The organism is Clostridium saudiense, from assembly GCF_000577815.1.
Lineage (GTDB): Bacteria > Bacillota > Clostridia > Clostridiales > Clostridiaceae > Clostridium > Clostridium saudiense.
The window spans coordinates 113,534-135,915 of the sequence record NZ_CBYM010000001.1; the positions used below are offsets into that span (position 1 = coordinate 113,534).

The 22,382-nt window shown below is 28.6% G+C and carries 16 protein-coding genes; 14 read left to right on the top strand and 2 right to left on the bottom strand.

Annotation, left to right across the window (positions count from 1 at the left end):
• The first annotated feature begins 229 nt into the window (after window positions 1-229).
• The 9 genes from TY07_RS00605 to TY07_RS00645 all read left to right on the top strand — a co-directional run bounded on the left by TY07_RS00605 (window position 230) and on the right by TY07_RS00645 (window position 14,495).
• Window positions 230-649, top strand: coding sequence for a hypothetical protein (locus TY07_RS00605; protein WP_042393756.1), 420 nt, complete (start codon window positions 230-232; stop codon window positions 647-649).
• A gap of 179 nt (window positions 650-828) precedes the next feature.
• On the top strand, window positions 829-1,434 hold the full coding sequence (gene ruvA / locus TY07_RS00610; protein WP_042393758.1) for a Holliday junction branch migration protein RuvA: 606 nt from the start codon (window positions 829-831) through the stop codon (window positions 1,432-1,434).
• Between the two features lie 12 nt (window positions 1,435-1,446).
• Window positions 1,447-2,478 carry a Holliday junction branch migration DNA helicase RuvB gene (ruvB, locus tag TY07_RS00615; protein WP_042393761.1) on the top strand — a complete coding sequence of 344 codons (1,032 nt, stop codon included), beginning with the start codon at window positions 1,447-1,449 and terminating at the stop codon, window positions 2,476-2,478.
• A 10-nt stretch (window positions 2,479-2,488) separates the two neighbouring features.
• Entirely contained in the window at window positions 2,489-3,514 is a 1,026-nt protein-coding gene (gene queA / locus TY07_RS00620; protein WP_042393763.1) for a tRNA preQ1(34) S-adenosylmethionine ribosyltransferase-isomerase QueA, read from the top strand.
• Window positions 3,515-3,543: 29 nt separating this feature from the next.
• A complete protein-coding gene (tgt, locus tag TY07_RS00625; RefSeq protein ID WP_042393766.1) occupies window positions 3,544-4,683 on the top strand; it encodes a tRNA guanosine(34) transglycosylase Tgt in 1,140 nt (379 codons plus the stop codon).
• A gap of 153 nt (window positions 4,684-4,836) precedes the next feature.
• Window positions 4,837-5,112, top strand: coding sequence for a preprotein translocase subunit YajC (yajC, locus tag TY07_RS00630; RefSeq protein WP_042393768.1), 276 nt, complete (start codon window positions 4,837-4,839; stop codon window positions 5,110-5,112).
• A 55-nt stretch (window positions 5,113-5,167) separates the two neighbouring features.
• Window positions 5,168-5,545, top strand: a complete 378-nt coding sequence (locus TY07_RS00635; protein WP_042393771.1) for a TIGR04086 family membrane protein — start codon at window positions 5,168-5,170, stop codon at window positions 5,543-5,545.
• Window positions 5,546-5,804: 259 nt separating this feature from the next.
• Entirely contained in the window at window positions 5,805-12,179 is a 6,375-nt protein-coding gene (locus TY07_RS00640; RefSeq protein WP_052330562.1) for an alpha-amylase family glycosyl hydrolase, read from the top strand.
• A gap of 159 nt (window positions 12,180-12,338) precedes the next feature.
• Complete coding sequence (locus TY07_RS00645; protein ID WP_052330563.1) at window positions 12,339-14,495, top strand: hypothetical protein; 2,157 nt, start codon at window positions 12,339-12,341, stop codon at window positions 14,493-14,495.
• Between the two features lie 93 nt (window positions 14,496-14,588).
• On the opposite strand, the gene TY07_RS00650 is transcribed toward TY07_RS00645, so the two are convergent.
• Entirely contained in the window at window positions 14,589-14,777 is a 189-nt protein-coding gene (locus TY07_RS00650; RefSeq protein ID WP_042393774.1) for a hypothetical protein, read from the bottom strand.
• Between the two features lie 505 nt (window positions 14,778-15,282).
• Here TY07_RS00650 and TY07_RS00655 point away from each other — a divergent pair.
• Window positions 15,283-16,614 (top strand): FAD-dependent oxidoreductase, encoded by a 1,332-nt coding sequence (locus tag TY07_RS00655; RefSeq protein WP_042393775.1) that lies wholly within the window; start codon window positions 15,283-15,285, stop codon window positions 16,612-16,614.
• A 214-nt stretch (window positions 16,615-16,828) separates the two neighbouring features.
• Window positions 16,829-18,127: a glycoside hydrolase family 10-like protein gene (locus TY07_RS00660; protein ID WP_052330564.1), complete on the top strand. Its 1,299-nt coding sequence runs from the start codon at window positions 16,829-16,831 to the stop codon at window positions 18,125-18,127.
• A 423-nt stretch (window positions 18,128-18,550) separates the two neighbouring features.
• On the opposite strand, the gene TY07_RS00665 is transcribed toward TY07_RS00660, so the two are convergent.
• Window positions 18,551-19,537 (bottom strand): substrate-binding domain-containing protein, encoded by a 987-nt coding sequence (locus TY07_RS00665; protein ID WP_042393777.1) that lies wholly within the window; start codon window positions 19,535-19,537, stop codon window positions 18,551-18,553.
• A gap of 155 nt (window positions 19,538-19,692) precedes the next feature.
• Here TY07_RS00665 and modA point away from each other — a divergent pair, with 155 nt between their 5' ends.
• The 3 genes from modA to TY07_RS00680 are packed head-to-tail and all read left to right on the top strand — an operon-like array spanning window position 19,693 to window position 22,276.
• Window positions 19,693-20,499 (top strand): molybdate ABC transporter substrate-binding protein, encoded by an 807-nt coding sequence (modA, locus tag TY07_RS00670; protein WP_042393780.1) that lies wholly within the window; start codon window positions 19,693-19,695, stop codon window positions 20,497-20,499.
• A gap of 41 nt (window positions 20,500-20,540) precedes the next feature.
• On the top strand, window positions 20,541-21,218 hold the full coding sequence (gene modB, locus TY07_RS00675) for a molybdate ABC transporter permease subunit (protein ID WP_042393783.1): 678 nt from the start codon (window positions 20,541-20,543) through the stop codon (window positions 21,216-21,218).
• A gap of 2 nt (window positions 21,219-21,220) precedes the next feature.
• Window positions 21,221-22,276 (top strand): sulfate/molybdate ABC transporter ATP-binding protein, encoded by a 1,056-nt coding sequence (locus TY07_RS00680; protein ID WP_042393787.1) that lies wholly within the window; start codon window positions 21,221-21,223, stop codon window positions 22,274-22,276.
• The last annotated feature ends 106 nt before the right edge of the window (window positions 22,277-22,382 follow it).

Sequence of the window (22,382 nt, forward strand, 5' to 3'; positions counted from 1 at the left end):
AAAATTTACTTTTAAGACGAAATTAAATTTTTAAAATTAATAAATTTGTAACCCAATCAACAACTCAAATATTTTAATGAGTTGTTTAATATATCTTTACACTAAAAAGAGATTATAAATAGAATTTGGTTTCTGTTTATAATCTCTTTCATTATAGGAAAATACACACCTGTATAACAAGATAATCATAGGGAAAAATATTAGCATAACCTACTAAGGAGGCGAAGAGATGAGTATTGTACCAAACTTCGATTATTTGTTAGTGATGCCAAGCGGAAATATAATAGGATTTCATGATGAAGAAACAGCAAAAGCATATATTAATAACTACTATTATTTTAGGACAAGAAATAATGATGTAGTAGGTGCATATGAAGATTTAACTGAGGATTTTGATGATATTGCAAATGTTCTTTGCTATAAAATTGGAGTAGAAGAAGGTGAGTGTAAATTATATAATACACGAGATATAATAGAAAAAATACAAGAGGAAGTTATTTTTTTTGATGAAAGAGAAGAGGTAATATCAAAATTATTATCTAATCATATTGATTTAAACATATTTGATTATGCAATAGATAACATATTTACTAATACAGAATCTATAGATATTATGGAACCATATGGAGATCCAATAACTGGTCAGTAATATTATAATGAAGAGTTATGCTTTATACAATGGCATAACTCTTTATTATTGAAAAAGTTATTTTAAAATGTTAAAGTATAAGTTAGATTATATAAGAATATAAGTTTTATAATTAATATTAAAGTTTTTAAGATACAAAAACATATTTAATCTATTTATTTAGATTGAGGGGGATAAAAATGTACGAATATATTAAAGGGAAGTATATTGGAATTAACAAAGATTATGTTATTATAGAAAATGGTGGTATAGGATATAAAATATTTACTTCAGGAGCTACTATGGCTGAAATGCCTAAAGTTTCGGAAGAAGTGATGTTGTATTTAGAACAAATAGTAAGAGAAGATTTTATTGGATTATACGGATTTAAGGATAGAGAAGAATTAGAAATGTTTAAACTGCTTATTTCAATAAGTGGTGTTGGAGCAAAAGCTGCATTATCATTACTTTCAATAAGTAGAATAAATAATCTAAAGTATGCTATTATTATGGAAGATGATAAGCATTTATGCAGAGCACCTGGGATTGGTAAGAAAACAGCAGGAAGAATAATTTTAGAATTAAGAGATAAAATCAAAACAGATGAAGTATCAGAAGGTGTTGATATTCAAGAAGGATTTGAAGATATCGTACCAAGTAATGCAAATTCAATTGGCGAAGCTTTAGGAGCATTATTAGCTTTAGGATATTCAGAAAAAGAAGCTGAAAGTGCATTAAAGAAAGTAAATAGACAGGAATCAGTTGAAAATATTATTAAGGAATGTTTAAGAGTATTAATGGGATAGAGGTGATATAATTTGGAGAGAATTATCACACCAGATGAAATTCTGGAAGATGGGAATGGTGAATTAAGTTTAAGACCTCAAAAAATCAATGAATATATTGGTCAAGATAAGGTAAAAGAAAGATTAAATATATTTATTACCGCTGCAAAGAAAAGAAATGAAGCATTAGATCATGTCTTATTATATGGACCACCAGGATTAGGAAAAACTACCCTTGCTAATATTATAGCAAAAGAAATGGGTGGGGATTTAAAGATTACATCAGGTCCAGCTATTGAAAGAGCAGGGGATTTAGCTGCTATATTAACTACATTAAAAGATAATGATGTTTTGTTTATAGATGAAATACATAGATTAAATAGAAGTGTTGAAGAAATTTTATATCCTGCAATGGAAGATTATGCTTTAGATATAGTTATAGGTAAAGGAGCAGCAGCAAAATCAATTAGATTAGATTTACCACATTTTACTTTAATAGGAGCTACTACTAGAATAGGTATGCTTACATCTCCTTTAAGAGATAGATTTGGGGTTTTGTGTGATATGGTGTATTATACAGAAGAGCAATTGAAAGAAATAATTGTACGTTCTGCATTTGTTCTAGGGTGTGATATAACTGAAGAAGGTGCATATGAAATTGCTAGGAGATCTAGAGGAACTCCGAGAATTGCAAATAGATTATTAAAGAGAGTTAGAGATTATGCAGAGGTATATTCTGATTCATTAATAAGTTTTAAAGAAGCAAAAGCAGCGTTAGAATTATTAGAGGTAGACGCTCAAGGGTTTGATAGAGTTGATAATAAAATTTTAGAAGCGATTATTGATAATTTTAACGGCGGCCCTGTTGGTATAGAAACATTATCTTATTTTATAGGGGAAGAGCTTGGAACAATAGAAGATGTTTATGAGCCATATTTGCTACAAAAAGGATTTATAGTTAGAACTGCTAGGGGAAGAACCGCTACGGATAAGGCTTATAGTCATTTAGGTAGAATAAGGGGCAAAAAAGTTACAAAAAAGCAAACTAGTTTTTTTGAAGGTTAGGAGATATATAATGAAAACAAGTGATTTTGATTTTTACTTACCAGAGGAGCTTATAGCTCAACATCCACTAGAAAGAAGGGATTATTCTAGATTAATGGTTTTAGATAAAGAAACTGGAGAGATAGAGCATAAACATTTTTATGATGTTATAAACTATTTAAATCCAGGAGATACATTAGTTTTAAATAATACTAGAGTAATGCCAGCAAGACTTATAGGAGAAAAGGCTGAAAGTGGAGGTAAAATTGAGTTTTTACTTTTAAAAAGAATTGAAGGAGATAAATGGGAGTGCTTAGCTAAGCCAGGTAAAAGAGCTAAAATAGGAGCTGAATTTGTATTTGGTGAAGGAAAGTTAAGATGTAAGGTTGTAGATATAATAGAAGAAGGAAATAGAATTATTGAATTTTCTTACGATGGAATATTTGAACAAGTTTTAGATGAGCTTGGAGAAATGCCACTTCCTCCTTATATAACAGAAAGACTTGATGATAAGGAAAGATATCAAACTGTTTATTCTAAGGAAAAAGGATCAGCAGCAGCACCTACTGCAGGATTACATTTTACTAAAGAACTTTTAGAAGAAGTTAAAGAAAAAGGTATTAATATAGCATATGTTACATTACATGTAGGACTTGGTACATTTAGACCAGTAAAGGTTGATGATGTAAATGAACATGTTATGCATTCGGAATTTTATCATTTGGAAGAAGAAGATGCAAAGATAATAAACGAAACAAAGAAGCGTGGAAATAAGATTATTTCGGTTGGAACAACATCAACAAGAACTTTAGAGACAATTGGTGATGAAAATGGATTTGTTAAAGCACAAAGTGGATGGACTAATATATTCATTTATCCAGGATATAAGTTTAAAGTAGTAGATAAGCTTATAACAAATTTCCATTTACCAGAATCAACATTAATAATGTTAGTTTCTGCATTAGCAGGAAAAGAAAAAGTAATGAATGCTTATAATGAAGCTGTAAAAGAAAGATATAGATTCTTCTCTTTTGGAGATTCAATGATAATAAAATAGAATACATAAGTTAAGAAGGACGTGAAGTTTTGAGTAAAAGATATACGTTATTAAAAAAAGACGGTAAGGCAAGAAGAGGTAGATTTGAAACACCTCATGGAACTATAGAAACACCAGTATTTATGAATGTTGGTACTTTAGCTGCAATTAAGGGTGGAGTTTCTTCAATGGATTTAAAGGAAATTGGATGCCAAGTTGAGCTTTCAAATACATATCACCTACATTTAAGACCAAGTGACAAGGTAGTTGCAAAAATGGGTGGATTACATAAGTTTATGAATTGGGATAGACCAATTTTGACAGACTCAGGTGGATTCCAAGTATTTTCATTATCATCAATGAGAAAAATTAAAGAAGAAGGAGTATACTTTAATTCTCATATAGATGGAAAAAAAATATTTATGGGACCAGAAGAATCAATGCAAATTCAAAGTAATTTAGCATCAACAATTGCAATGGCATTTGATGAATGTATACCAAATCCATCTACTAGAGAGTATGTTCTTCAATCAGTTGCAAGAACAAATAGATGGCTTGAAAGATGTAAAATTGAGATGGATAGATTAAATTCTCTTCCAGAGACAATAAATAAAGAGCAAATGTTATTTGGAATTAATCAAGGTGGATGTTATGAAGATATAAGAATCGAACATGCTAAACATATTGCTAAAATGGATTTAGATGGATATGCTATAGGTGGATTAGCAGTTGGTGAGACTCATGAAGAAATGTATAGAGTTATTGATGCTGTAGTACCACACTTACCAGAAGATAAACCGATATATTTAATGGGGGTTGGAACTCCAGAAAATATATTAGAAGCTGTAGATAGAGGAGTAGATTTCTTTGACTGTGTTCTACCAGCTAGAAATGGTAGACATGGGCACGTATTTACAGGGCAAGGTAAGATAAACTTAATGAATGCAAAATTTGAATTAGACGAAAGACCAATAGATGAAGGTTGTGAATGTCCAGCATGTAAGCATTATACAAGAAGCTATATAAGACATTTATTTAAAGCTAAAGAAATGCTAGCATTAAGATTATGTGTATTACATAATTTATACTTCTATAACAAGCTTATGGCAGATATAAGAACAGCAATTGATAATGGCACTTATAGTGAATTTAAAGAACAAAAATTAAGAGAATGGAATTGTAAAAAATAAATTCTAAACTATGTTTTGTGAATAATTTGTGAAAGTTAGAAATTGATTTGTTCATAGAATTGACATATAATTTTAAATAAAGTATAGTATTTAATACATAGTAAATATTACGATGTATCCTTAAAGATGAATGTGAAGGGAAGGGATTTTTAAATGGCACAATTATTAGCTACACTATTACCTTTAGTAGCAATGTTTGCAATTATGTACTTTTTATTAATAGTTCCAGAAAAGAAGAGAACAAAGAAGTATAATACAATGTTATCAGAATTAAAAGTAAATGACGAAGTTTTAACAAGAGGCGGAATAGTTGGAAAAATTATAACAATCGAAGAAGATCAAATGGTTATCCAATCAGGTCCAGATAGAGTAAGATTTAGAATTACTAAGAATGCTATAGCTCAAAAATTAAGCAAAGACGTTGCATAATTAAAGAATAATACCCCCTTTTAGGTCATAGAATGAACTAAAAGGGGGTGTTTTTATGGAGTGGAAAGACTATTTTAATAATGTTCTAAAAGGTGTAGTGGGAGCTATAGCAGTAGTAACAGTGTTAACTGCAATTTTATCTTTAGTTATGTCTTTTGTAGACATTAGTTCAGGAATGTTTAGTGCCATTTATGTAGTTATAACTAGTATTAGCTTAATATTTGGAACAATATTTGCAGCAAAACTATATGGTCATAAGGGTTGGCTAGTAGGACTTTCTGTAGGAGTTTTATTTTACATATCCTTATATGCTATTGGAGTTTTATTTGGAGCAGAAGCTACATTGGGATTATATGATTTGATGAAATTTTCACTTTGTGTAGTTGTTGGCATTCTTTCTGGGATGTTAGGCATTAATTTAGGAAGTGACTAAAGAGAAAAGGAGCTATGTTATAGGCATAGCTCCTTTAATTTATGTATATATAATAATTATAACATTAAATAAAAATAAAATATATAATATGAAAAAAGATTTGTTAAAATGCACAAAAAATATAAAAAAGGTAGAAATAAACCATGGGAATACTTTACAATAAGAATGTAAAGTAAATTTAAAAGATAATATAGATATTTGGAAACGATTTCTCAAATAGATATTTTCTTTTAAATTAAAAAATAGGGAGGAGAAATTTATGAAAAAAAGGGGATTAATGAAGTACAAATGGCAAGTAGCAGTAATGATGTTAGTATTATTTTGTCTAAATCTGGTACCGTTTCCTAACGGTGCGAGTGATGTTTTGGCTGAAACAGTATTAAAAAGCCCAGTAGTTAATAGTGATGGAACTGTTACTTTTAATTATCAAGGTGATGGAACAGAAAATGCTATAAAGGTAAAGGGTGAATTTAGTGGTTGGAATACAATTGATATGATAAAAGGTGAAAATAATATTTGGACAACCACAGTTGAGGGAATATCAGGAATAAATGAATATGGAATTGTGACTTGGGCAGATACAACTACTGATGATATTAATGGTGATTGGAAGGGTGATCCATTAAATTCATATAAAAAGGGTAATAATCCAGCAGTTGTAGTTAATCCACAGGTTAGTAATGGAAAGGTTACATTATATTATTTAGGTAATGGAACAGAAACGAGAGTTGCAGTAAAAGGATCTTTTGATAATGAATGGTCAGTTTTACATGAGATGATAAATGAAAGTAGCTCAAATATTTGGTCTGTAACATTAGATCTTGCACCAGGAAATTATGAATATGGAATAGTAACTTGGTCTCCAGACACAAGTAATCAAGAATTTGGCGATTGGCAAGGGGACCCATTAAATCCTAAGCATTCTGAAGAAGGTGATTTTACTTCTAATGCATTGATTTCAGTAGAAGGTGAATCAGAATTAAAAAGTCCAGAAATTAATGAAGATGGTAGTGTAACATTTAGAGCTGAATATGAAGGCGAAAATTTATATTTAATTGGATCGATGGTTGAGTGGAATACATCTAAAGAAATAAAAATGGAAAAAAATGAACAAGGCATTTTTTCTACAACGATCAACTTAGAACCAGGAACATATGAATATAAATTTAAACCATGTGAAGGTGATAATTGGGAAGGTGCATTTAAAGACTCGTTGAATACAGAAGTTAATGGAGAAAATTCAGTAATTGTTGTACCAAAGCAACAAGAGAAAAAAACAGTAAAAGTAAGATTTGTAAAAGAAGGAGAAACTAAATACGAAAACTGGGGATTTTGGACATGGTATCCGGGGGAAGTAGGAAAATTTGTTGAGTTTGATTATATAGATAAAGAAGGAGCATATGCGTTATTAGAATTACCAGCTAATGTAACAGAAGGTGAGCTGGGGATTATAGTAAAAGAAGGACAAAGTTGGGATAATAAGGCAACTGGAGATTTAAAATATGAACTCTCTGATCTAAATAATGATAATAATGAAATCGTTGTAATTTATGGTGAAAAGGAAAATCCAAAGAGTGTTATCCAAAGGGCATTTATAAAAGAATATGAAGAAATTACTGTAAATATTCATTATAAGAGAAATAGTAAAGACTATGACAATTGGAATATATGGGCATGGTTAGATGGTACAGACGGAGAAACATTAGAATTAACTTCAGAAGATAGTTATGGTAAAGTAGCAACTAAGGTATATGAAAACCTAATTAATGATACTAAGATGGGGTTCATTGTTAAGAAAACTGAAGGTGATAATGAATGGGCTGAAAAGGATGTAGATATTAACAGATTTATTGATTTGAGGCATGTATCTAATGATGGAACATTAGATATATACGTAACACAAGGCAAAGAAGCCTTTGGTTATCATTCACCATTAGCTTCAAAAGAAATAATAGATTTAGATGGACAGGTAAATGGTGATATGTTATATCACAATACTTGGGATAACCTATATAAATATCCATTTGGAGCAGTTGCTGAGGGAACTGATGTAACAGTTAGAATGCATGCACAAAAAGGTGATTTACAATATGCTAGAGTATTAGTAAGAAATACTAATACAAACAGATCAGACCTTTATAATATGGAAAAAGTATCGACAATTACTGTAGATGAAGAACAAGTTGATATATGGGAAGCTACATTTACACCAGACGAAATTGGAGTTTATGGATATAAATTTATTGCTGGTGATGGTGATACTGTAAAATACTATTGTGAAGATGGTAGCGAAGGTAAAACTGGAACTGTAGGAGATAAAAATGGACTATTCTTCCAACTTACTGTTTATGATAAAGATTATAAAACTCCTGATTGGATGAAAGAGGCAGTTGTTTATCAAATTTTCCCTGATAGATTTTTTAATGGTGATGAATCAAATGATACAGCTAAAGAAAATGCAAGAGGAGAGGAACCAATAGAAACTCATGAAACTTGGAACTCACTACCAGATAATCCGAGGTTGGGTGAAAATGGGATGGATGATATTGATGGAGCATATTCTGGTGATGGAATATGGTCAAATGATTTCTTTGGTGGTGATATTGAAGGAATTCAAGAAAAATTAGATTATTTGCAAGGATTAGGAGTTAATACATTATATTTAAATCCTATTTCTATGGCTTCTTCAAATCATAAATATGATGCTACAGATTATAAAACTTTAGATCCTATGTTTGGAACAGAAGAAGAATTTAAGGCATTTACTGCAGAATTAAAAAGTAGAGGAATGCACTTAATTGTAGATGGTGTATTTAACCACGTTGGTGATGATTCTATTTATTTTGATAGATATGGTAAATATGATACAGTTGGTGCATATGAATATTGGTCATATGTATATGATTCAATGAATAATGAGGCAATAACACAAGAAGCTGCAATGACTAAGGCAGATGCCTATTTTGTTGAAGATGGACAAACATTTAGTGAAGAAAAATGGCATTTATGGTTCAATATTAAGAATACTAAGGTTGATGTTGGAACAACAAATGAAAGATATGATTATCAAGGATGGTGGGGATATGATTCACTACCAGAATTTAAATCAGTAACTAAGGAAGAAGCTATTGAATTAGGTTTAGCTAGTGAAAATGACGAATTTGTTAATAAAGCAAGTGAATGGAACAACAAAGAGTTAGTTGATTATATCTACAAAGATGAAGATTCTGTTGCGAAACAATGGATTGATTGGGGAGCAGATGGTTGGAGACTTGATGTTGCTAATGAGGTTGATACAGTATTTTGGAATGACTTTAGAGAAGTTATGAAGGAGCATAATAGTGAAACGCTTATTTTGGGTGAAATCTGGGATGATGCTTCAAAATATTTTGTTGGTGATCAATATGATTCAGTAATGAATTATAGAATAAGAGCAGCGTTAATTGATTATTTAAAAAATGGTAATGCAACAAGATTAAATGATACATTAATGGCTGTTTATGAAGATTATCCAGAAGAAGCATTTTATGCATTAATGAACTTAATGGGATCTCATGATGTTGCAAGAGCAATTTATGTATTAGGAGGAGGAAGTGATTCTTCTGAAAGAGCTGAACTAGGAAATTATGATGAAAATCTAGGAAAGCAAAGATTAAAGCTTGCTGCTTTATTTGAATTTGGTTATGCTGGAGCTCCTACTATTTACTATGGAGACGAAGCAGGAGTTACAGGATCTAAAGATCCAGATTGTAGAAGAACTTACCCATGGGGTAATGAGGATGATTCATTAGTTAGTTTTTATGAAGCAATTGGAGCAGTTAGAGAAAATAATAAAGAATTATTTTCTTATGGAGATTTAACAACTTTATATACTGGTACTGAAGGAGTATATGTATATGGAAGAAGCTATGAGGATAAACATGCTATAGTAGCTATTAATCCTACACAAAGTGATGCTAAAATAACTTTAGATTTAAAAGAATTTACTGGAAATGGTACTAATTTCATCGATGGACTAGATTCTGATTATAAAATTTCAGTTAAAGATGGAAAAGTTGAAATAACTATTCCTGCAATGACTGGTAGAATGATGACAAGTATAAATGTTATAAAATTACCTGATTCAGTTAGTAATATTACAGGAACTGAAGGAAATGGAGAAGTAACTTTAAAATGGGATTCTGTAAAAGGAGCAAAAGAATATAAGGTTTATTCTTCAAGTTTTAAGGGAAGTTTACAAATAGAAGTTGAGATAGTAGATAATACTGAGATTACAATTGATAAATTAACAAATGGTAATAGATTATACTTTGCAGTAAGTGCAATAGATAAAGATGGAAATGAATCACCTTTATCTTGGAGTGATGGATTAACTCCACATTCAGAAATTACATGGCTTGGTAATTTGAGTGACGTAAAAGCTGATAAGGTTGATATATCATCATCTATAAATGTTAATTCTGAAGTATATATAGAAAATGTTTCAAACGTAGAAGGAGCATCTGAAGGATTAGTTGGAAGATTACTAGTTAAATATCCTGGAGATGAGGAATTTACAACATTCAAAGGGACTTATTTAGAGGAAAATGGTAATAATGACGTATTTACAGCGTCATTTATAGCAAATAAAGCTGGAAAGTATGAATATAAGTTTGAGTTTACTACTAAAGGAACTTATGGATTTAATGACAAGGATAGCATAAAGTCTACAGAAGTTAAATCATTTAAATTAGCTGTTAATGATAATGTATCTCCAGCAGAAGCTATTGAGTTAAACACACCTGAAGCGCAATCAGGAGAAGTTAATTTAAGCTGGAATATTGTTGGAGAAAATAATATAGCTCTATATGAAATTGTTAGAAATGGAGTTGTAGTTGCAAGAATTCAAGATAAGTCAATAGTATCTTATAAAGATACAGATGTAAAAAATAAAACTGAATATAAGTATGAAGTAATTGCTTATACAAATGGTGGTAATTCAATTAAATCAAATTTAGTTGATGTTACACCAGATTTAGTTATGGTAGAAGTAACGTTTAAATTACATGCACCTTCATATACACCACTTGATGCTGTAATAACAATGCCAGGTGGAATGAATGGATGGGATGTAAACTCATGGGAAATGAGCAGGAATGGTGCTGTTACAGCTGACTGGACTTATACTATTTCAGTTTTAGAAGGTGAAGAAATTGAATATAAGTATGTTAAAGGTGGAGCTTGGGATCAAGAAGCATTAATGAATTATTCAAATCCAAAGGCTGCTAATCAAAGTAAGTATGGTTGTACTACTGGAGAAGGTGGTAATGAAAAAATTACAGTAGTTAATCAAGGTAATGGTAAAATGCTTGTTGAAAATGAAGTGGTAAGATGGAAGGATATGCCTGTAGTTGTGTTAGATCCATCAAATGGAAGCTATACAAAGAATGAAACTATTACAGTTAAAGGTAATTCAATGTTAGATCCGAACTTAACTATAAATGGTGAAAAAGTTGAAGTTGATGAAAACGGTAATTTTGTGCATCAAGTTAAATTAAATGTTGGTAAAAACGATATTAATATTCACATTGAGCCAACAGATGAAAATAAAAATAACCCAGATATATTTAATAATAATGAAGAAGCAATAGGATTTGCGACAAAAGATTTATCATTAGAAATAACAAGATTAGCTGAAGGTGAAGAAATACCAGGACCAACTATTAATGCAAATGATAGAGTTTTAAAGCTTGGCGATGAATTCAATGTATTAGAAGGCATTACTGCAAGTGATGCAGAAGGAAATGATATTACAGAAAAATTAGAGGTAATTGAAAATACAGTTGATACCTCTAAAGAAGGGGATTATAAAGTTATATATAAAGTAGTTGATCAAAATGGAAAAGAGGCTACTAAAGAAATTAAGGTTACAGTAGAAAAGCAAGATTCTGAAGAGGATGAAGATGATGATACATCTGTTGAAGTTAAGCCAGAAGAAAATGGAACTATAAAAGTTGATAAAATTACAGATAAAGATGGTAATAATAAAATTAATATTAGTAAGCCAAGTGATGAAGCTATTGTTGAGATTACTGATATAGAAAGTATTAAAAATGGTACTGGTTCTATAGAAATAACTAATGGTAATCAAACATTATTAATACCATTTAGTGTATTTGATAAGGAGTTACTTGTAGATGGTTCTTCTGTAATAGTTAAATTAAAGAAGAGTAATGATGATACTATTACAAAGGGCTTAAAGGCAGTAAATAAAGTTTATGAAATAGACTTATCTATAAAGAATAGAGATAAATCTACTAAGATCACAACTGCAAAGGACGGAAGAATTACAATGTCTATTACATTAACAGATGATGAATTAAAAGGATTAAATAAATCTAAATTATCTGCATTCTACTATAATGAAGAAAATAAGAAATATGAAATAGTAGAAACTAAAGTTGATGGTAACACTATAGTATTTACAACAGATAAAATAGGAAAATTCATAATTGCTGAAAAGTCAAGCACTGTTGATGGTAGTATATTACCTCAAACTGGAGGGACTAATAATATGTATTATATAATAATTGCTTTATTATGGACTGTAGGTGGAATAGCAATTGTATATAAGAAAAAAGAATTAAGAAAATAATCAAGAAAGCTCTAGGGTAACACTTAGAGCTTTTGATATGTAAACTAGGTTATATAATTTGAAGTATACGGAATATAAAGTAAATATACTTCTAGTAAATTAACTTTTATGGTAAAATCAAGATAAAACATAAGAAGATATGTTCATAAGGGGGACAAAATGGGTTTATTTAAAATAGTGGGTAATGCATGTATATGTATGTTAATAGTGTTTTTATTGGCTATAAGTCAAGTGATTTCACCTTGCATAACTGTAAGAGCTGAAGAGAATAGTAGAGAGTTAGAATTTAGTACTTATAATGAAAAAATAATTGATATAAAGAATAATGTACTAGAAGATAGTGATTTGATTGTGGAAAATGAAGAAATAAAGATTGAAACTGTTATACATAATACAAAATTGGTTGAGATTAATAGGGTTAAAATTGAATATTTTACAAAAAGTAAATTAAAGCCAATTAAGGTGGTTAACATAGATAAAATTTTAGCAGGAGAAAGTATAAATACATATATAGATTATTATTTTAATAAGGCTGGGAGATATACTATTGAAGTTAAAGTAAGTGGATATATTACTAAAAATAGTAGCAAGTTAGATAATAATACTATAAAAGAAGATAATATCAAAATAGAGAGTAATAGTAGTGTTGATATAAAAGTATCAAAAATGAAGGAATTATCTAAGGTTGTAGTTCAACAGGGGTATAATAATGGAGTTAAATCAGATGATAACCTGAAAACATTAAAAAATATTGTCAAAGAAAATGGAATGAAATTAGTTTTAAATGAAAACGTATTATCAAATCAAGTTTTAAGTGAAGCAAAATTATTAATTTTAACGCAAGAGTATATAAACATTGCATCTCAAGTTGAAATAAATTTAATAACTAAATACATAAGTGGTGGAGGAAATCTTATAATAACATCTAGTTCAGATATTTATGATGAAAATTCAAATTGTGAATATGCTAAGAAAGGAAATCATATTTTAGAAGCAATTGGGGCAAAAATACGATTAAATGATGATCAAGCTATTGATAATGATATAAATGATGGAGAAAATTATAATTTAAGTTTTAATAAATATAATATAGAAAGCGAATTATTAGTAGGAATTGATGTAGATAAGAAATTTAAATTTTTTAATGGATCAACTTTAATTATTCCTTCATCAAGTGATAATATAGAAGTATTAATCGAAGGTCATGAAAGTACTTATGGACATTATTATGATAAGCAAAATGATAATGTTTCAGTAAATAAGGGAGAAGTAGTAGGACTAGCTATCGAAACATTAGATAATAATTCGAAGATAGTTATATCAGGTACAAATTTTTATTATGAAGATGAAATTAGTGATAGCAATTTTTCTAATTATGAAATAACTAATATGCTTTTAAGATATTTAGCGCCAGTACCTAAAATAGAATTAAGTTCAATTTTGTCTGTTAAAATTGATAAAAATAGTGATAATATACTGGATAAATTGGGAGAGAAAGTAATTGTTGAAGGCTATGTTACTGTAGCATCTAAGGCCGAGTCAAATAGCAATTTATTTAATAATGTTATCTATGTTCAGGATGATACTAGCGGAATAGAGGTTTATGGAGTTATAGAATCTAAAGTAAAGCTAGGTCAAAAGGTTAGAGTAACTGGACGTGTAAGTTCAAAATTTGGTAATGCGCAAATTAAATTGCAAGATGAAAATTATGATTTACAAATAATTGATGAAAGAATAAATTTAATATTGCCAATAGAATTTTCAACATTTGATAGTATGCAAGAAAAAAATGAAGGTATGTTGGTGAAAACTATAGGAAAAGTAACATCTATAGTTGAAAATATTATTTATATTAACGATGGAAGTGGAGAAGCTGTAGTTTATATAGATAACTTTATAGAAAATAGTATCAAATGTGATTTAGAATATGAATGGAAGTCAAAAATTAAAGTCGGAGATGTAATTTCAATAGTAGGTATTGTAGTTGAGGGTACTGATGGATATCTTCTGCTAGTAAGGGATTTAGCAGAGATAGTAAATATTAGTGATGAAATACAAGAAGATATTGAGAATGAAGAAATACCTGAGTTAGGAGAAAAGCCTGAGGTAGATGTAAATCCAGAAGTAGATATAAATCGTGAAGAGAATATACATAGTGAATTAAATAAAGAAAAAGAACATAATAACATCAGTAATGAAGAAATTGAAGAAAATACTCTAAGTCAGAATATAGATAAATATTATTTCTTTTTTACGATTGCATTGATAATAGTTAGTGGAAATATTTTTACATTGTTTAAAAGTGAAAGATATTAATATAATAATTAAAAAAGGAGAATTTAGTTTAAAATATACTTTAATGTAAGGTGATTTTAGATTGAATTCTCCTTTTTTATAAGTATAAATAAGCTAGAGAATATTAATTGATTTTAGCTTGTCTTTAATTTCAAATAGTTTATTTTCAAGACTATCGATTTTTGATGAAAGGATTTCACGTTCACTAATTTTATCTGTTTTACTTAATTTTGTGTTTAATTCATCGATATCAGTAGCTATTGAAATAATTTCTAGGGCATATTCCCATGCACTTTTTCCCATATACAAACCTCTTTATATAATTTATTTACTTGTATTTTATGAGGTAATATTTAATGTGTGCCAAATTGAGATAAAAAAATATTTAAATTAAGTGAAAACGATATAAAGAGCAATAAAAAGAAAGAAATCCAAAATAAAAAGGTTTAGATATAAGAAAATAAAGATATAAGGGGAAAAACAGTATACTAAGTTTCTTAGTTTATAAAGCTATAAAAATATAATTTTAATAAAAAATAATGTAATTATAAATGAATAAAAGATAATAGTAGATTTTTTGTATTAATGAATTAGTTAATATATAGATACATAAAGAATATAGAATTAAGAAAAAATAAAAAGTAAGGAGCTAAAAGTAATTACCAAAAAGTGCTTGTTAAAAAAAGACAATTTTTTTATAAAACCTCTTTACTATTTCTTAGTAAAGTAGTATGATTTAATCAAAGAAAATAATTATTGATTAGTAATAAATATTTAAAAATATTTATTAGCTCTAGGAGGAATTAATATGAAAATAGTAGTAGTAGGATGTACTCATGCAGGAACTGCAGCAGTAGTTAATTTAAAGGAACTTCACCCAGAAAGTGAAATTACAATATATGAAAAAAATGATAATTTATCATTTTTATCTTGTGGAATTGCATTAAATGTAGGAGGAGTTATAAAAGAAACTAAGAACCTTTTCTACAACTCACCTGAAAACTTAGCTAAAATGGGTGTTATAACAAACATGAAGCATGAAGTTTTAAATATTGATTTTGATAATAAAACGTTAAAGGTTAAAAATCTTTTAACTAATGAAGAGTTTGAAGATAATTACGATAAATTAGTCTTAACATTAGGCTCATGGCCAATAGTACCAAGATTTGAAGGTGGAGACTTAGATAATATTTTATTATGTAAAAATCATGACCATGCAGTTGAAATTATAGAAAAATCAAAAACCGCTAAAAATGTAGTAATAATTGGTGCTGGATATATTGGGGTTGAGTTAGTAGAAGCATTTGAGATGCAAGGTAAAAAAGTAACTTTAATTGATGCTGAAGAAAGAATAATGGCAAAATACTTAGATAAAGAGTTTACTGATATCGCAGAAAAAGAATTTACAGATAGAGGAGTTAACTTAGTATTAGGAGAAAAGGTATCTAAGTTTGAAGGAGAAAATGGAAAAGTATCTAAAGTTGTTACTGAAAAGGGAAGTTATGAAGGCGATTTAGTAGTATTATGTATTGGATTTGCACCTAATACTAAATTAGTACAAGGAAAGTTAGATACATTACCAAACGGAGCTATTATAATTGATGAATATATGAGAACTAGTAAAGAAGATGTTTTTGCAGCTGGAGATTGTTGTGTTGTTAAATATAATCCTGCTCATGATACAAGATATATTCCACTTGCAACAAATGCTGTAAGAATGGGAACTTTAGTTGCAAGAAATATAGTTGAGCCTACATTAAAATATATGGGAACACAAGGTACTTCAGGAATAAAAATTTACGAAAAATGTATAGCATCAACAGGATTAACTGAAGAAGTTGCTAAAGCTACTACTAAAATGAATGTTGGTTCAGTTGAATTAACTGATAACTATAGACCAGAATTTATGCCAACATACTTACCAGCTACTGTTAAATTAGTATTTGATAAGGATACAAGAAGAGTAATTGGTGGACAAATAATTTCTGATATAGATTTAACACAATTTATGAACACTTTATCAGTTGTAATTCAAAATGAAATGACTATTGAAGAATTAGCTATGACAGATTTCTTCTTCCAACCACATTTTAATAAACCATGGAGTATTTTAAATGCAGTAGCTTTAAAAGCTTTATAATATATAAAAATAGCCTATTTACTTAGGCTATTTTTTTATTGTATTAAAAAAGAAATATTTTTAAGGTTGTGTATAGTTTGTTATATTTAAATAGTATACGAGAGTAATAAATAATATGGAATAATTTTTTAGAGAAAAGAGTATATCTCATATAGAGAATAAAATTATGTAAAAGATAAAGAAAATATTTACTTTGGGTAATGGGTGATTGAGGATGAAAAAATGGTACAAGTTTTTTATAATTTTTATTGCTATATGGATAGTTGTGGCAATAGTTTTAAATATTAAGCTAGACAAAATAAATAGTAGAAATAGTAGTAATGAAAAAGAAGTAACTGAAAAAGATAATAGTAATGAGACTTTTAATAGCAAGTTTAAGGAGCAAGGAGAAATGAGAGGGGTATGGCTTTCAACAGTTAATAATTTAGATTGGCCGGAGGTAGGAAGTTATAACAATAATAAGATGCAACAGGAATTATTAAAGGAAAAATTAGATTTTATTGAAGATAATAATATGAATACTGTATTTTTTCAAGTAAGACCTATGGGAGATGCTTTATATGAGTCAGAGTATTCTCCATGGTCAAAATATTTAACTGGAGAATTGGGAAAGGACCCTGGATATGATCCATTAGAATTTGCAATAAAAGAAGCTCATAAAAGAGGAATTGAAATACAAGCTTGGTTTAATCCATTTAGAATAGATAGTAATTTAGAAAAATTTAATTTAGATAATTATATAAATGAATTACCAGAAGGTAGTCCTTTAAAAGAAAATAAAGACTGGATTGTAAAATATGATAAATATAGTTATTTAGATATTGGAATACCAGAGGTAAGGCAATATGTAATAGATTTAATTTTAGAAGTAGTGGATAAATACAATATAGATGGAGTTGTGCTTGATGATTATTTTTACCCTTATCCAGTTAATGGATTAGAGTTTTCAGATGATGAAACATATAAAAAGTATGGTGAAGGATTTTTTACAAAGGAAGAATGGAGAAGAAATAATGTAGATACATTTATTAGTGAACTAAATAATGCAATAAAATCAAAAGATTCTACCCTGAAATTTGGAGTAAGTCCATTTGGAATATGGAGAAATGGGGAGTCAGTTGGAGGTAGTGCAACAAGTGGATTAAGTAGTTATGATGATGTTTATGTAGATTCAAGGAAGTGGATAAAAGAAGGATATATTGATTATATTATTCCACAAATATACTGGCAGTTTGATAATAAAAATGCACCTTATTCTATTCTTGTTGATTGGTGGGCTAAGCAAGTTGAAGGAACAAATGTAGAGCTATATATAGGAAATGCTGTTTATAAAATAAATGATTCAACTTATGGAGATGCATGGTTAAATGAAAATGAGGTAATAAATCAAATTAGATATTCAAGAACAATATCTAATGTTAAAGGTAACTGTTTCTTTAGATTAGGTAGTTTAGAAGAGAATCGATTAGGATTTACAGATGAATTAAAAGAATTTTATGAAAAAAATCAATAGAATATTTGACAAAAAATAGAAATAATGATATTATTATCTCATAATGATAGTAAATTTAATTCGTTTAACAAAGGCAATGGGGCCTTAAGGTTATCTTAAGGTACTGTTGTCTTTTTTACATTTAAATTTCTATTATCTTTTTGATATTACTTCAAAAAGCTAAACCCTTAAAATTTTTATATAGTTTGCAAAGCACTTATTTAAAAATAAATTAGTAAAATGTAACCCCTAAAATTAAATTGCCTAAGTGATAAATAAGTGCTTTGTAATATATAAGTATTGGTATATTATTTATTAATTATTTATAGTAGAGTAGTATAAAAATTAATTGGTTTAGTATTAAAACTTAATTAATAATAACTATTTCTATTTAAATTATTAGTTTTTGATTATTTGCATAGATTAATAGAAAATTAATTATGATTAAGTAGTTGCTATTATTTTACCAAGATCTTTTAGATCATACCCACCAATTCCTTGTAGCTCATTTTTAAATTTATCAGAAGATAAAATGGAAATAATATTTTGATAAATTGGATTATTTAAATCACTTTTTTTTATAATCAAATCATATCTTTCAGTCTGAATTGGTATAAAATCAATAGTTTCGACTTGCATAGAAGCTTTTTTATTGCCAATTCCAACATTTGCATCTCCACGACCAACTGTACTTGCAACGGCTAAATGCGAAGTTTCTTCATTATAATATCCATTTATACAGTTTGGATCAATATTAAGTAATCTTAGCTTTTCATCAAGTAAGACTCTAACACCGCTACCTTTTTCTCTGTTAACAAATTTAATTTTATTATTAATTAAATCTTCAAAAGATTTTATATTTAATGGATTTCCTTTAGCAACATAAAAACCTTGTAATCTATAGGCTAAATTGATAAGTACGCAAGATGTTCCAGGAACAAGTCTTTTAACATAATCTACATTATAGTTATCATTGTCACCATCCCAAAGGTGACATGAAGCTATAGAAACTTTATTGTTATATAAATCATACAAGCCGTTATAACTCCCTTTGTAGGAGCGTAAAACAGTAAAATCAGGATATAGCTCTTCTATGTATCTTGCTAAAATATCTAATAAGATATCTTGACCAGAAATTATAATTTCGTTAGTAGATTGATTGCTTAATGTAATAGAATTATGAGTTTTCTGCTTGGGTATATTAGCTTTTGATTCAAATGTATTATTTTGAGATTCAGTATATTTTAGCTGCTTAGAGCCAATTTTTTGATTGCGTATATATTCTTCTACATCATGCATATCAATTCTAATTTTTTTCCCTATTTTATAGCTTGGCAATTCACCGCGTTTTATAAGTTCATAAACAGTATTTTTCGTTATTTTTAGTAATTCTGACACTTCTAGTGGAGTCAAAGAAGATTTTAAGTCCATGTTATCCCTCCTATATATTATGATAATTTTAGCATTATTAATAAATAAATTGCAAGAATTAACGATATATGATACTATCTATTTGTATCAAACATGACAAAACTAAACAAAACATAATAAAACATGTTTATTTAAAGGAAATGGAGGATGTAATAATGAAGAAATTAGGAATGATTTCAATGTTACTATGCTGTAGCTTATTATTTGTAGGTTGTGGTAAAGGTACTGAGGGGGAGAATACTAGTAAAGGTGATACAGAGGCAAAGGCTCCTGTAGAGCTAAATATATCTGCAGCTGCAAGTTTAAAAGAAGTAATGGCTGATTTAGAAACAGAATATAAGAAGAGTAATGAAAATGTTACTTTAGTTGTAAACTATGGTTCATCAGGTTCTCTTCAACAACAAATAGAGCAGGGAGCACCTTGTGATTTATTTATTTCTGCAGGGCAAAAGCAAATGAATGCATTAAAAGATGAGGGATTATTAGTTGATGATACAACAAAAGATTTAGTTGAAAATTCTTTAGTTCTTGTAGCAGCTAATGGAATTGATATTACTAGCTTTGATGATTTAAAAAGTGATAAAGTTACTCATATAGCTGTTGGTGAACCAGAAAGTGTTCCAGCTGGTAAATATGCAGATGAAGTATTAACAAATACAGGAATAAAAGATAGTATTACTGATAAATTGGTTTTTGCTAAAGATGTTAAAGAAGTTTTAGCTTGGGTTGCATCAGGAAATGCAGATGTAGGATTTGTATACTTAAGTGATGCATTAAGTAGTGATAGTGTTACTATAGTTGAAAATATTGATGAAGTAAATAATCATTCATCAATTACTTATCCAGTATCTGTTATAAAAGATTCAACTAATGCTGATGAAGCAAAGAAATTTGAAGATTTCTTATTTACTGATGCAGCACAAAAGATATTTGAAAAGTATGGATATAAATCTGTAGAATAATATTCTGTAGAGTTAAATTGAAGAAAGTAAGGTTATAAGTTATGGATTTTTCACCTTTATGGATATCGCTTAAAACGGCCTTTCTTGCAACTATTATAACTTCAATAATAGGGATATTTATATCTTATAAAATGGCTAATTATAAAGGAAGAGGTAGAGGATTCATAGATGGAATCTTCACTCTTCCTCTAATATTGCCACCAACTGTTATAGGATTTTTCTTATTACTTATTTGTGGGAAAAATGGATTTGTAGGAAAGATTTTTATGAGTTTTAATAAAAATATTATATTTAGCTGGAGTGCAACAGTTATAGCTGCTACTGTAGTTGCATTTCCTATGATGTATAGAACTTGTCGTTCTGCATTTGAACAAATAGATAAGAATATGATTTCAGCAGCAAGAACATTAGGTTTAAGTGAAACTAAGATATTTTTTAAAATTGCAATGCCACTTGCATGGCCAGGAATAATTGGTGGATTGGTATTAAGTTTTGCAAGGGCGTTAGGAGAATTTGGGGCGACTTTAATGATTGCTGGTAATATACCAGGAAAAACACAAACAATGCCAGTGGCAATATTCTTTGCTGTTGAAGGTGGAGATATGAATAAGGCTATGCTTTGGGTTTTAATTATAGTTGCAATTTCATTTATAATGATATTTTTACTAAATTATTGGTGTGATACTCAACAAAAAATAATAGGCAATAGGGGGAGATAATTATGAGTTTATATATAGATATTAATAAAGAATTATCTTCTTTTAATTTAGATGTTTCTATGGAAAGTAAAGGTGGTATTATAGGCCTTTTAGGAGCATCGGGTTCAGGAAAAAGTATGACGCTTAAATGTATAGCAGGTATTGAAAAAGCTGATAGTGGAAAAATAATAATTAATGATAAGGTACTTTTTGATTCAGAAAAAAAAATAAATGTAAAGACCAAGGATAGAAAAGTAGGATTTTTATTTCAAAATTATGCCTTATTTCCTCATATGACTATAAAAGACAACATTGAAATTGGATTAGATAGGATAAGTAAGGCAGAAAAGAATAAATTATCATCTAATTTTATTAAAAAATTTGGATTAGAAGGACTAGAAAAGAGATATCCATGGCAGCTTTCAGGTGGACAACAACAGAGAGTTGCACTTGCAAGAGCTCTTATTACTTCACCAGATATCTTGCTTTTAGATGAACCTTTTTCTGCATTGGATAATCACTTAAGAGCTACAATGGAAAGAGAGCTTGTAGAAATTTTAAAGGATTATAATGGGACAGTTGTTTTTGTAACTCACGATATTGCAGAGGCTTATAGAGTTTGTGATAAAATTATAGTTTTTGATAGTGGAAAGGCTAGTAATATTAGAGAAAAAAATCTTTTATTTGAAAATCCTTTAAGTTTTGCAGAAGCTAAGCTTACTGGCTGTAAGAATATATCAAAGGCTAAAAAGCTAGAAGATAATTTGATTTTAGCTGAAGATTGGGATTTAAAATTAAAATGTTCAAGTAACAATAGAGATACTGATTATATAGCAATAAGATCCCATAATATTAAGTTGTTTAAAGGGCAAGAAAATGATGAAAATGTATTTACTATGAGTATTGAAAATATAGTAGAAAATCCTTTTGATTATACTTTATATATTAGGAGCATTAAGTCAAATAAATCAAATTTAATACATTTTACTATTTCAAAAGAAGAAATGGTATTTGATATTAATGAAAAGATAAAGGTTAAATTTGAGCCAGAATATTTATTTACCTTTAAAGGTGAATAAATCATTATAGAAAATCATGTCATGAAGTTTGACATGATTTTTTTGTATTGTTATTTATTTAGATGATATAATTATAAATAAAGTTAGATATGTATAAAGGAGGAGA